We start from the raw sequence: 12,319 nt of genomic DNA on the forward strand, positions 1-12,319 counted from the left end.
AAAACCTTCAAGCGACCGCTCGTCGTCCCGGCTTTTGCCGAGAACAGCAGGAGCGGGCCGGCTTGGCCCGCACGTTCGATACGTGGAAAATCTTGATCCGAAGCCTGGATGTCGCCGGCCCCAAACAGGGAACCGAAGTATCGACCTCAAGGAGCGGGAGCGGGCGCTTCCTCCAATGACGGCCGCGGCTTAACCCCGCGGACGGCCCGCTCGGACGGCCTCGATAATGTCGATGGCGGCCCGGACGCCGCCTTCTATATCCAGTTGGGAGTTATCTAGCAAGTAAGCATCCGGGGCCGGTTTCAGAGGCGCAATCGGCCGGTTCTTGTCCCGCTCGTCGCGCTGGATAATGTCGGCCAGCACCGCCGCCTCGTCGGCCTCCTCGCCCCGCGCCTTCGCCTCCATGGTGCGGCGGCGGGCGCGGACCTTGGGGTCGGCGATGACGAAGATCTTCACATCGGCGTCCGGGCAGATCACGGTTCCAATGTCGCGGCCGTCGAGCACCGCCCCCGGAGGGTCGGCGGCGAATTGTCGCTGGAAGTTGACCAGGACTTCGCGGACCCTGGGAATCGCGGAGACGACGGAGGCGCCTTCGCCGACCTTCTGGGTCTTCAGGACGGGATTGCCGAACTTTTCGGGATCGAGCTCCAGCGCTGCGGCGACCGCGGCCTCCTCGTCGCGAAGGTCATGGCCTGATTGCATGAGCGCATAGGCAACCGCGCGATAGATCACGCCGGTATCGAGGTGACGATAGCCGTAATGATGGGCGAGGCGTTTGCCCAGCGTGCCCTTGCCCGAGGCCGCGGGTCCGTCGATGGCGATAATCATGAAAACTCCGCGCCGATCGCGCGCATCATCGGAATGAAATCCGGGAAACTGGTGGCGATGAAGGCGGTGTCGTCGACCTTCACCGGTTGATCCGCTGCGCAGCCCATCACCAGCGCCGACATCGCGATGCGATGGTCCATATGGGTGGCGACGAGCCCGCCGCCGGGCACATGGCCGCGGCCTTCGACGATCAGATCGTCGCCGGAAATCTCGACCTTCACGCCGTTGACGCGCAGCATGTCGGCCGTGGCCTCCAAGCGATCGGATTCTTTGACGCGCAGCTCGTGCAGGCCGCGCATGATGGTGGTGCCCTCGGCGAACGACGCCGCCACCGCCAGCACCAGATATTCGTCGATCATCGAGGGTGCGCGCTCCGGCGGCAACTCGACCCCGCGCAGTTTCGAGGCCCGCACGCGCAAGCGCGCCATCGGCTCGCCGGCATCGCCCCGCACCTCGCTCTCCTCGATCGAGCCGCCCATTTCGCGCAGCGTCGTGAACAGGCCGGTGCGCAGCGGGTTGGTCATGACATCGGTCAGCACGAGGTCGGAACCTTCGGCGATCAGCGCGGCAACGATCGGAAAAGCGGCCGAGGATGGATCGGCGGGGACCACGACCTCGGCGCCATGCAGCTCGGGTTGCCCGACGAGGGTGATGCGGCGGCCGTGAGTACCTTCGGTCGTCGAGGTGATGTCGGCACCAAAATGCTTCAGCATCAGCTCGGTATGGTCGCGACTCGCCTCGCTCTCGATCACCGTCGTCGTGCCCGGCGCAGCCAGGCCCGCGAGCAGCACGGCCGATTTGATCTGCGCCGACGCAACCGGGGTCTGGTAGGTGATCGGCAGCGGATCGCGCGCGCCCTGGATTGTCAGTGGCAGGCGGCCGCCCTCACCGCCGGAAACCACCCTGGCACCCATCTTTTCGAGCGGATCGAGAATCCGGCGCATCGGACGGCTGCGGAGCGAGGCGTCGCCGTCGAACACCGCGGAAATCGGGCATCCGGCGACCGCGCCCATCACCAGCCGGCAACCGGTGCCGGAATTGCCAAAGTCGAGCGGCGCGTTGGGCTGGGCGAAGCCTGCGACCCCGACTCCGCGCACGTTCCAGGCAAAATCGCCCGTGCGCTCGACCTTGGCGCCCAGCGCCTGCATGGATTTGGCGGTGTTGAGGACGTCTTCGCCCTCGAGGAGACCGGAAATCCGGGTTTCGCCGACGCTGAGCGCGCCCAGAATCAGCGCGCGGTGGGAAATCGACTTGTCTCCGGGCACCCGTACTTTCCCGGTCAGGGCGCCGCTGGCGCGAGACTGGAGCGGCCGCGGTTGGTCGGAATGAGTCAAGATTGTGTCCTTGGATGTGCCCCTTCGCGGGACAGGCGCAGGTACCACATGGTCCGAGCCCCGTCACGGGCATGTCTTTCTTCTGTAATGCGCTATTGACAGCGGGCCGCCAACTAGCCAAGTGAAACACCGCTTTTCAGACATTCCCAGGATTCCTGCCGTGGCCAAGTCCGAACTCGGAACCAAACGCATTTGCCCGACCACGGGCAAGAAGTTCTATGACCTCAACAAGAGTCCGGTGATCTCGCCCTATACTGGCGAGGTGGTGCCGATTGCCCCGATCGCCCCGGTGCGTGCCACCCGCGGCGCCGAGGCGCGCAGCATGGCCCAGGACACCGCGCCCGAACCGGCGGAGACCGAAGAGATGGTCTCGCTCGAGGAGGCCGATGCCGAGGAGAACACCGGCAAGGTCAAGGCGGTCGTGCCCGAATCGGAGGAGGATATCGAGGTCGACGAGACCCTCGATGACGACGATGACGATGATTCGACCTTCATTGCCGACGAAGAAGAGGGCGATGAGGACGTGACCGACATCATTGGTGATGTCGGAGGTGATGAAGAGACTTGAGATCAACCCTGATCTGTGAAAAAGGGTGCAGCCGCGCGAGTCACCTAGGGCTCGGCGGCCGGGAGTGATCCACCAGGATCATCCCAACTGGACGACTTAAGGGGCCATAGCTCAGCTGGGAGAGCGCTTGCATGGCATGCAAGAGGTCGGCGGTTCGATCCCGCCTGGCTCCACCACGCTTCGCCCTTCGGGCTACGCGTCGCGCGCCTTCACGAAGAAGCGGCTCTCTTAGTCCCTACTCCCCGATCACCGCATTGAGCCTGTCGCGCAGCGCGACGATCTCGTTCTTCATGCCGACCAGCTCTGACACCGAGCAATCGGACGCGGCCAGGATCGACTGCGGGACGCTGCGCGCCTTGTCCTTCAATGCGTGCCCCTGCGCCGTCAGCGCGATCAGCACCCGACGTTCGTCCTCGCTCGAGCGCGTGCGCCGCACCAAATGGGCCGCCTCGAGCCGCTTCAGCAGCGGCGTCAGCGTCCCGGAGTCCAGGAACAGTTTTTCGCCAATGTCCTTCACCGGCACATCGTCCTGCTCCCACAGCACCAGCATCACCAGATATTGCGGATAGGTCAGGCCGAGCCGGTCGAGCAGCGGCTTGTAGACCCGATTGAAGGCGTGGGCGGCCGAATAGACCGCAAAGCAGATCTGGTTATCGAGCCGCAGCGGCTGATCGGCCGCCGAATGTTTCCGAACCATGGTGAGCCTCAGGAGATTCGCTTGCCCGCATTGTGGGACGGGGTGGCGGCACATTCAATTGCGAACAATTAAATGTGAGGCCGCGCAATTTCAATTGCGTACAATCTAATTGTTTGCAATAAAGATTGCACCCCAACCGGAACCCCAGGGAGACGATGATGTCCGTGAATGTCCTCTACAAGACCAGCGCGAAGGCTACCGGCGGCCGCGATGGCCATGCCGCAACCCTCGACGGCGCCCTCGACGTCAAGCTCACCACGCCGAAGGAACTCGGCGGCGGCGGTGGCGCCGGCAACAATCCCGAACAGCTCTTTGCGGCCGGCTATGCCGCCTGCTTCATCGGCGCGATGAAGTTCGTGGCCTCGCAGGGCGGCCCGAAGGTCCCGGCTGACACCTCCGTCACCTCAACGGTCGGCATCGGCCCGCGTTCCGAGGGCGGGTTCGGCCTCGACATCGATCTGGCCATTTCCTTGCCGGGCCTTGCCCGTGCGGAGGCCGAGGCGCTGGTCGAAAAAGCCCACCAGGTCTGCCCCTATTCCAACGCCACCCGCGGCAATGTCGATGTCCGCCTGAAGGTCGTCTGATCGACGGCGGATCGGCCGGCCCGAGATCCCCCTCGGGCCGGCCATTCCAGTTTGATTCGCCCTCGATTTGCCACCCTGCGGGATTGGGAAGCCGCGGCGCATACGCCTCTACGCGGGAAGCCATTGCCGGCATGAGCGAACCTCGCTAGGCCTGTGATCAACGATCGACACAGGGTTGAAGCGAAGGTTGCTGCCATGACTTCCGAATCCGCTAACGGCGCAATGAGCGGACTGCGCGTCATCGACCTCACGCGCGTGCTCGGCGGTCCCTACTGCACCCAGATCCTCGCCGATCATGGCGCCGACGTCATCAAGGTCGAGCCGCCGGCGGGCGACGAGGTGCGCGAATGGGGCCCTCCCTTCCACGAGGAAGACGCGGCCTATTTCGTCGGCATCAACCGCAACAAGCGCTCGATCGGCCTCGACCTCGCCTCCGAGGGCGGCCGCATAGTGCTGCTGAAGATGCTGGAGACGGCCGACGTCCTGATCGAGAATTTCAAGCCGGGCACTCTGGAGAAATGGGGCATCGGCAACGAGGTGCTGCGCGAGAAATTCCCGCGCCTCGTGCATTGCCGGATCTGCGGCTTCGGCGCCGACGGTCCGCGCGGCGGCAACCCCGGCTATGACGCCATCATCCAGGCCATGACCGGCATGATCGCGGCGACCGGCTCGCCGGAGAGCGGACCGATGCGGATCGGCGTGCCGCTCGTCGACATCACCACCGGCCTCTATGCGGCCATTGGCATCCTGATGGCGCTGTCGGAGCGGCAGCGCTCGGGCCAGGGCCAGTTCCTGGAGACCACGCTGTACGAGACCGGCCTTGCCATCATGCATCCGCATACCGCGAACTATTTCATGCATGGCAAGCCGCCCGGCCTGACCGGCAACGAGCATCCCAATCTCGTGCCCTACGCGATCTTCCCGACCAGGACCGACAACATCTTCATCGGCGTCGGCAATGACGGCACCTTCCGCAAGCTCGCGAAGGAGATCGGCAAGCCCGAGCTCGGCACCGATCCGCGCTTTGCCCGCAACAAGGACCGCATCGCCAATCGCGAGGCGCTGCGCGCCGAGCTTGCCGCCGTGTTCAGCCAGCACGAGGCCGAGCCGCTCTGCAATCGCCTGCTCGCCGCGGGCCTGCCGGCAGGCCCGGTGCAGAAGATCGACCAGGCGTTGACCAACCCGCACACGATCTACCGCGGCGATGTCATCGAGAAGGACTGGTACAAGGGCGTCGCCTCGCCGATCCGGCTCGACCGCAGCAAGCCGAGCCTGCGCCGCCTGCCGCCGAAATTCAGCCAGCACTCGGCCGAGGTGCTCGGCGAGTTCGGATATTCGAAGGCCGAGATCGACGCGATGGTCGCCAAGGGCGTGGTCTGCGGCCCCGAGCGCAAGCGCTAGGCTTCATGGAATAAGCACCCGCGTAGCCGCAAAGGCAGTGCGGCTCCCTCTCCCGCAAGCGGGAGAGGCTAATCTGCGGCCCCACTCCGCTTTCGCGGCAACATTGCACGTGTCGGCAATCCTAATGCTGCGCCGCGCACGGCGGCGGCTGCCGGATGCGCCTTCGCCTATTTGACAGCTTCCCTTTTCCCGCGCTTGCCGCTTTCGTTTCGGCCGCTTACACAGTCATGTGAACGTCATACGTCGCTGCTAGCGCAAGCGATCTTTTTGACGGCCCAAGGGAGGTTTTCTTGATGGCTCTTCGACATTTTGGTGCGGCTGCCGCTGTTGCAGTCACGTTCGGCATGGCCGCCTCGCCGGCGCTGGCGGTGACTGAAATCCAGTGGTGGCACGCGATGACCGGCGCCAACAACGACGTCATCGTCAAGCTCGCCAACGACTTCAACGCTTCGCAGAGCGACTACAAGGTCGTCCCGACCTACAAGGGCAGCTACCCCGATACGATGAACGCCGGCATCGCGGCCTTCCGCGCCGGCAACGCGCCCCACATCATGCAGGTGTTCGAAGTCGGCACCGCAACCATGATGGCCGCGACCGGCGCGGTCAAACCGGTCTACAAGCTGATGGCCGAGACCGGCGAGAAGTTCGATCCCAAGGCCTACCTGCCCGCGATCACCGGCTACTACTCGACCTCGAAGGGCGAGATGCTGTCGTTCCCCTTCAACTCGTCGTCCACCGTGACGTGGGTCAATCTCGACGCACTCAAGAAGGCCGGTATCGCCGAGCCGCCGAAGACCTGGCCGGAAGTTTTTGAGGATGCCAAGAAGCTCAAGGCTGCCGGCTACACCACTTGCGGCTTCTCCGGCTCCTGGGTGACCTGGGTCAATCTCGAGCAGCTCTCCGCCTGGCACAACGTGCCGCTCTCGACCAAGGCCAACGGCCTCGACGGCTTCGACACGGTGCTGGAGTTCAACGGGCCGCTTCAGGTCAAGCATCTCGAGAACCTGGTCGAGCTGCAGAAAGACAAGACCTACGACTATGCCGGCCGCACCAACACCGGCGAGGGCCGCTTCACCTCCGGCGAGTGCCCGATCTACCTGAGCTCGTCGTCGCTGTTCGCTAACATCAAGGCGCAGGCCAAGTTCGCCTTCACGGCGGCGCCGATGCCCTACTACCCGGACGTCAAGGGCGCGCCGCAGAACTCGATCATCGGCGGTGCCTCGCTCTGGATCATGGGCGGCAAATCGGCTGACGAGTACAAGGGTGTCGCGAAGTTCCTGACCTTCCTCTCGGACACCGATCGCCAAGTGTATATTCACAAGGCCTCCGGCTATCTGCCGATCACCAAGGCGGCCTATGAGAAGGCGAAGGCCGAGGGCTTCTACAAGGACCAGCCCTACCTCGAGACGCCGCTGCTCGAGCTGACCAACAAGGAGCCGACCGAGAATTCCCGCGGCCTGCGCCTCGGCAACATGGTGCAGCTCCGTGACGTCTGGTCGGAAGAGATCGAGCAGGCGCTGGCCGGCAAGAAGACCGCCAAACAGGCGCTGGACGCTGCCGTCGAGCGCGGCAACACGATGCTGCGGCAGTTCGAAAAGACCGCGGTCAAGTGAGGCGATGAGCGGCGGGCCGCGGATGCGTGGCCTGCCGCTCTCCTGACATCATGCAAAAGCAGGCCATTTTCCAGTCAAAGCTATTGCCCTACGCGCTGGTTGCGCCGCAACTCGCGATCGTCCTGATCTTTTTCTACTGGCCGGCCGCGCAGGCGGTGATCCAGTCCTTCCTGCTCCAGGACGCCTTCGGTCTGTCGACCAGCTTCGTCTGGTTCGAGAACTATATCGAGTTGTTAAAGGACCCCGCCTATTTCGAGGCGATCGTCCGGACCTTCTTCTTCTCGTTCGCGATCGCCATCTTGTCGCTGTCTTTCGCGCTGCTGCTCGCCGTCATGGCTGACAAGCCGCTGCGCGGCTCGACACTCTACCGCACGCTGCTGATCTGGCCCTATGCGGTCGCCCCACCCGTGGTCGGCGTGCTCTGGATCTTCATGCTGCATCCCTCGCTCGGCGTGCTCTCGCGCTATCTTCGCGCCGGCGGCATCGACTGGAATCCGCTGCTCGACGGCAACCAGGCCGCGCTGCTGGTCATCCTCGCCGCCGCCTGGAAGCAGATCTCCTACAACTTCCTGTTCTTCCTCGCCGGCCTGCAGAGCATCCCCAAGAGCGTGCTCGAGGCGGCAGCGATCGACGGCGCCCGCCCGATGCGGCGATTCTGGACCGTGACCTTCCCGCTGCTGTCGCCGACCATCTTCTTCCTGCTGGTCGTCAACATCGTCTACGCCTTCTTCGACACCTTCGGCATCATCGACACCATGACCCGCGGCGGGCCGGGAACATCGACAGTAACACTGGTCTACAAGGTCTATACCGACGGACTGCTCGGCGGAAATCTCGGCAGCTCCGCGGCGCAATCGGTCATCCTGATGGTCCTCGTCATCGTGCTCACCGGAATCCAGTTCCGCTTCGTCGAACGCAAGGTGACCTACTGATGGTCGAGGAAGAAGGCTTTCGGCGCTATGTCGCCCACGTCATCCTCTGGATCGGGATCGCGATCGTCGCATTTCCGGTCTATCTCGCCATCGTCGCCTCCACCCAGGACAACGCGCTGATCGCGAACGGGCAGATGTCGCTCCTGCCGGGCGGGCACTTCTTCGAGGTCTACTACCAGACCATCTTCGTCGGCACGAGCGGCTCGACCCGCGAGCCCGTCGCCAACATGATGCTCAACTCGCTGGTGATGGCGCTGCTGATCGCCGTCGGCAAGATCGCGATCTCGATCATCTCGGCCTATGCGATCGTCTATTTCCGCTTTCCGTTCCGGATGCCGATCTTCTGGATCATCTTCATCACCTTGATGCTGCCGGTCGAGGTGCGCATCTATCCGACCTACAAGATCGTCGCCGACCTGCACATGCTCGACAGCTATGCCGGCCTGTCGCTGCCGCTGATCGCGTCGGCCACCGCAACGCTCCTGTTCCGCCAATTCTTCATGACGGTGCCGGACGAGTTGCTGGAGGCCTCGCGCATCGACGGCGCCGGGCCCCTCCGCTTCTTCTGGGATACGCTGCTGCCGCTGTCGCGCACCAACATGGCCGCGCTGTTCGTGATCCTCTTCATCCTCGGCTGGAATCAGTATCTCTGGCCGCTTCTGATCACCACGCGCGACGACATGCAGACCATCCAGGTCGGCATCCGCAAGATGATCACCACCACCGACGCGCTCACCGAGTGGCCGGTCGTCATGGCGACCGCCGTGCTGGCGATGCTGCCGCCGGTGTTCGTCGTCGTCGTCATGCAGAAATTGTTCGTGCGCGGCCTCGTCGAGACGGAGAAGTGAGTTTTCATGGCTAACGTCACCCTGCGCAGCGTCCGCAAGACCTATCCCGGCGGCTTCGAGGCGATCAAAGGCGTCGACGTCGATGTCGGCGACGGCCAGTTCTGTGTGCTGGTCGGCCCCTCCGGTTGCGGCAAGTCGACGCTGCTCCGCATGGTCGCCGGCTTGGAGACCGTCAGCGGCGGCGAGATCGACATCGGTGGCCGTGTCGTCAACCAGATCGAGCCCGCCGATCGCGACATCGCGATGGTGTTCCAGAACTACGCGCTCTACCCGCATATGAGCGTCTACAACAACATGGCCTACGGTTTGCGCAACCGCGGCATGGCGGAGGCCGAGATCAAGACCCGCGTCGAGGAAGCCGCGCGCATCCTCGAGCTCGCGCCGATGCTGGAGCGCAAGCCGCGCCAGCTCTCCGGCGGCCAGCGCCAGCGCGTCGCCATGGGCCGCGCCATCGTGCGCCAGCCAAAAGTGTTCCTGTTCGACGAGCCGCTCTCCAATCTCGATGCCAAGCTGCGCATCGCGATGCGGGTCGAGATCCGCAAATTGCAGCGCCGGCTGAACACGACATCGATCTACGTCACCCACGACCAGCTCGAGGCGATGACGCTCGCCGACATCCTGGTCGTGATGAATGGCGGCCAGGTCGAGCAGATCGGCAATCCGCTGGCGATCTACGAGAAGCCGGCCACGACCTTCGTCGCCTCCTTCATCGGCGCACCGCCGATGAACCTGATGTCGACGCGGCCCGACGAGATCAGGTCGCAGCTCGGCGACGGCCGTGCGGCCGAGGCCGGCATCCTCGGCATCCGCCCCGAGGATTTCGTCATCACCGACCAGGCGCCGGCCGGTGGCGTTGCGCTTCCGCTCGCCGTGGAAGCGATCGAGCGCGTCGGGGCCGAGACCTTCGTCTATGGCTCGCGCCAGCAGGACGAGCAGCGCGTCGCCGCCAATCCCGGCGAGCTGCCGCCCGGCGAGGTCATCGTCCGCATCCCCGGAACCGAGGCCCCGGCCATCGGCCAGAAGATCCGCGTCGCCGCGGTGCGCGAGAAGCTGCATCTATTCAGCGGCGACGGCCGGAAGCGGATCGAGGCCTGAGGCTTTCCGTCACGGGTCCATCAAAATATCGAAAACAACCCCATGCAAAGTAGCCGGTGTGGGGGCGGATCTTAAGATTATGGCGCGAGATTCCGAATTCGGCACTTGGCGCCGCCCCGAATCGGCCAATCCACAGGTCCCGGCTAGGTGCTTGAACCCGCACGGGGATATGACCATATTCTTGACCAAGGGGTGCCGATTTCGGGCCCTGAAACACCAAAGTCGCTTCGAGAGGACTTTGTAAACTATGTCTCGTGTTCCCACGCTTTCCAGTCCGTTCCTTCTGGGCTTCGACGAGATTGAGCGCGTGCTCGATCGCGTCGTCAAAGGCGCCGACGGTTACCCTCCCTACAATATCGAGAGGTGTGAACGGTCTGACGGTGCGCCCGAACGCTTACGGATCACGCTGGCGGTCGCCGGCTTTACCCGCGACCAACTCGATGTAACCATTGAGGAAAACCAGCTCGTGATCCGCGGGCGGCAGCAGGACGACAAGTCCCGGCAATACATCCATCGCGGTATTGCCGCGCGCCACTTCCAGCGCACCTTCGTGCTGGCGGAGGGGATGCTGGTGCTGGGTGCGGATCTGAAGAACGGGCTGTTGTCGGTCGATCTTGCCCGGCCGGAACCGGAAAGGATCGTTAAGACAATCGCTATCAATGAGCACGAATAATGGAACGAGTAGCGGACTCGACCGCTTAGTTTCCCAGAGGAGTCGAGACCATGAGTGAAGGTCACGTTGCGTTCGAATACGAAGCCAAGAATCTCTCGCCCGAGACGCTGGCAACCCTCGGCGAAGGCCATATCGCCTATGTGAAGCAGATCCGCTCCGAGGATGTGCCGGGCCTGTTTCCCGAAGCTCCCAAGATCGCGCCGGGCCTCAAACTCTTCGCGCTCCACGCCGCCGACGGCACGCCGATCATGCTGACCGACAGCCGTGAAGCCGCGATCGCCAATGCCTGGAGCAACGAGCTGCAAGCGGTGAGCGTGCACTGAGCGCGACGCGCTTCGCATCAATAGAATTTCAAGCGGGCACGCCCTCACACGAAGGCGTGCCCGTTTTCATTTTCTCGACTGAGCTGTTCTGATCGAGTTGGCGCGTTACGCCGCGGATGCGGGCGGCAGCGCGAGCACGGAATAAATCGCCTGCGCATCGCGTGAGGCGCGCAGCTTCTTGGCGATGTCCTGGTCGCGCAACAGGCGCGCGATGCGGGCCAGTGCCTTGAGGTGATCGGCGCCAGCGCCTTCCGGCGCGAGCAGGAGGAAGACGAGATCGACCGGCTGTCCATCCATCGCCTCGAAATCGATCGGGCGATCGAGACGCGCGAACAGACCAAAAATCTTCTCGAGCTTGGGCAGCTTGCCGTGCGGAATGGCGACGCCATAACCAACCGCGGTGGTGCCGAGCTTCTCCCGCTGCAGCAGCACCTCGAAGACCGCGCGTTCGTTCTGTCCGGTGAGCTCGGCAGCCTTGGCCGCGAGTTCCTGCAAGGCCTGCTTCTTGCTGTTGACCTTCAATGCCGGGAGAATCGCCTCGGGTGCGACCAGATCGGTAATCGGCATGGAGCTTTCCGAGGTGAATTAAACCGTCAGGTTCCGAATTGGCCAGCTTGGTCGTGACCACGCCGGGCCGGCGTCAAGAAGGTGAAGCAGGAGGGGGACTTAGCCCCGGTGCTGATGTGGGGCGCTTCTACTCCAACGCAATCCCGGTGCCAACTCCCGCGTAAGCCTTTGCCCCGGTCATTGTTAAGGGGCGCGGGGGCGGGCGCCGGGCCTTCAGGCCTTGCCGTCCGGCTTGCCCCCCGGCGGGTCGATCCAGCCCACATTGCCGTCCGCCCGGCGGTAAATGATGTTCACCCGGCCGGAGGAGCCATGCTGGAACACCAGGCAGGGGGCGCCGCTGAGGTCGAGTTCCATGACGGCTTCGCTGACCGACAGCAGTTTCAGCGAGGTGCTGGCTTCTGCGATGATTACGGGGTTGTAGCCGGTGACCTCGTCCTCGCCCTCGGTCGGCGCCTCCAGGACGTAACTCGTGGCATCGAGCCCGGCGCGCGCAGCGGAGGCGGCATGCGACTTGCGGGCCGAGCGGTCCTTGAGCCGGCTCTTGTAGCGGCGCAGCCGCTTCTCGATCATCAGCAGCGCCTGGTCGGCGCTGGCATAGGCGTCCGGCGCGTTCGAATCGGCCTCCAGCGTGATTCCCGAATCAAGATGCAGCGCACAGTCGGTGCGGAAGCCGAAGCCATCCTTGCTCAGCGTGATATGGCCGGAATAATTGCCGTCGAAATATTTGCGCAAAACCTCGTCGGTTCGGTCGGCAACGCGGCCGCGCAAGGCGTCGCCGACGCTGATGCTTTTTCCCGAGATCCGGAGAGTCATGTGATGCCTCGCTTGGTTGGGGGCCTAGCTTGGATCGGTCTCA

Annotated in this window: 14 protein-coding genes and 1 tRNA gene; 10 read left to right on the forward strand and 5 right to left on the reverse strand. The window is 64.0% G+C overall.

Going from position 1 to position 12,319, the window contains the following annotated elements:
- Positions 1 to 189: 189 nt before the first annotated feature.
- Positions 190 to 828, reverse strand: coding sequence for a (d)CMP kinase (gene cmk / locus K289_RS0102785; RefSeq protein ID WP_027550075.1), 639 nt, complete (start codon positions 826 to 828; stop codon positions 190 to 192).
- Complete coding sequence (gene aroA, locus K289_RS0102790; RefSeq protein WP_027550076.1) at positions 825 to 2,162, reverse strand: 3-phosphoshikimate 1-carboxyvinyltransferase; 1,338 nt, start codon at positions 2,160 to 2,162, stop codon at positions 825 to 827. The genes cmk and aroA overlap by 4 nt, the downstream gene beginning before the upstream one ends.
- Before the next feature lie 160 nt (positions 2,163 to 2,322).
- On the opposite strand from aroA, the gene K289_RS0102795 reads away from it, so the two are divergent.
- A complete protein-coding gene (locus K289_RS0102795; RefSeq protein ID WP_027550077.1) occupies positions 2,323 to 2,730 on the forward strand; it encodes a TIGR02300 family protein in 408 nt (135 codons plus the stop codon).
- Between the two features lie 100 nt (positions 2,731 to 2,830).
- Positions 2,831 to 2,906 (forward strand) — tRNA-Ala (locus tag K289_RS0102800).
- Positions 2,907 to 2,965: 59 nt separating this feature from the next.
- Here the strand turns inward: K289_RS0102800 and K289_RS0102805 are convergent.
- Complete coding sequence (locus tag K289_RS0102805; RefSeq protein WP_027550078.1) at positions 2,966 to 3,427, reverse strand: MarR family winged helix-turn-helix transcriptional regulator; 462 nt, start codon at positions 3,425 to 3,427, stop codon at positions 2,966 to 2,968.
- A 158-nt stretch (positions 3,428 to 3,585) separates the two neighbouring features.
- On the opposite strand from K289_RS0102805, the gene K289_RS0102810 reads away from it, so the two are divergent.
- The 8 genes from K289_RS0102810 (at position 3,586) to K289_RS0102845 (ending at position 10,896) form a co-directional block, all read left to right on the forward strand.
- A complete protein-coding gene (locus tag K289_RS0102810; RefSeq protein ID WP_027550079.1) occupies positions 3,586 to 4,011 on the forward strand; it encodes an organic hydroperoxide resistance protein in 426 nt (141 codons plus the stop codon).
- A gap of 195 nt (positions 4,012 to 4,206) precedes the next feature.
- On the forward strand, positions 4,207 to 5,412 hold the full coding sequence (locus K289_RS0102815) for a CaiB/BaiF CoA-transferase family protein (protein ID WP_027550080.1): 1,206 nt from the start codon (positions 4,207 to 4,209) through the stop codon (positions 5,410 to 5,412).
- Between the two features lie 293 nt (positions 5,413 to 5,705).
- The gene (gene ugpB / locus K289_RS0102820; protein ID WP_027550081.1) at positions 5,706 to 7,025 is read left to right on the forward strand and encodes a sn-glycerol-3-phosphate ABC transporter substrate-binding protein UgpB; all 1,320 of its coding nucleotides are present in this window, start codon (positions 5,706 to 5,708) and stop codon (positions 7,023 to 7,025) included.
- Between the two features lie 50 nt (positions 7,026 to 7,075).
- Positions 7,076 to 7,957: a sn-glycerol-3-phosphate ABC transporter permease UgpA gene (ugpA, locus tag K289_RS0102825; protein ID WP_027550082.1), complete on the forward strand. Its 882-nt coding sequence runs from the start codon at positions 7,076 to 7,078 to the stop codon at positions 7,955 to 7,957.
- Positions 7,957 to 8,805 (forward strand): sn-glycerol-3-phosphate ABC transporter permease UgpE, encoded by an 849-nt coding sequence (gene ugpE / locus K289_RS0102830; RefSeq protein WP_027550083.1) that lies wholly within the window; start codon positions 7,957 to 7,959, stop codon positions 8,803 to 8,805. Before ugpA ends, ugpE begins: the two co-directional genes overlap by 1 nt.
- A 6-nt stretch (positions 8,806 to 8,811) precedes the next feature.
- The gene (locus K289_RS0102835) at positions 8,812 to 9,900 is read left to right on the forward strand and encodes a sn-glycerol-3-phosphate import ATP-binding protein UgpC (protein ID WP_027550084.1); all 1,089 of its coding nucleotides are present in this window, start codon (positions 8,812 to 8,814) and stop codon (positions 9,898 to 9,900) included.
- Positions 9,901 to 10,147: 247 nt separating this feature from the next.
- Positions 10,148 to 10,573, forward strand: coding sequence for an Hsp20 family protein (locus K289_RS0102840; RefSeq protein WP_027550085.1), 426 nt, complete (start codon positions 10,148 to 10,150; stop codon positions 10,571 to 10,573).
- Between the two features lie 50 nt (positions 10,574 to 10,623).
- Positions 10,624 to 10,896 (forward strand): DUF1150 domain-containing protein, encoded by a 273-nt coding sequence (locus K289_RS0102845; protein WP_027550086.1) that lies wholly within the window; start codon positions 10,624 to 10,626, stop codon positions 10,894 to 10,896.
- A gap of 105 nt (positions 10,897 to 11,001) precedes the next feature.
- On the opposite strand, the gene ptsN is transcribed toward K289_RS0102845, so the two are convergent.
- Together ptsN and hpf are read right to left on the reverse strand one after the other, a co-directional pair.
- Complete coding sequence (gene ptsN, locus K289_RS0102850) at positions 11,002 to 11,463, reverse strand: PTS IIA-like nitrogen regulatory protein PtsN (protein WP_027550087.1); 462 nt, start codon at positions 11,461 to 11,463, stop codon at positions 11,002 to 11,004.
- Positions 11,464 to 11,676: 213 nt separating this feature from the next.
- The gene (hpf, locus tag K289_RS0102855; RefSeq protein WP_027550088.1) at positions 11,677 to 12,276 is read right to left on the reverse strand and encodes a ribosome hibernation-promoting factor, HPF/YfiA family; all 600 of its coding nucleotides are present in this window, start codon (positions 12,274 to 12,276) and stop codon (positions 11,677 to 11,679) included.
- Between the last annotated feature and the right edge of the window lie 43 nt (positions 12,277 to 12,319).

It is taken from the genome of Bradyrhizobium sp. Cp5.3 (assembly GCF_000426265.1).
Lineage (GTDB): Bacteria > Pseudomonadota > Alphaproteobacteria > Rhizobiales > Xanthobacteraceae > Bradyrhizobium > Bradyrhizobium neotropicale.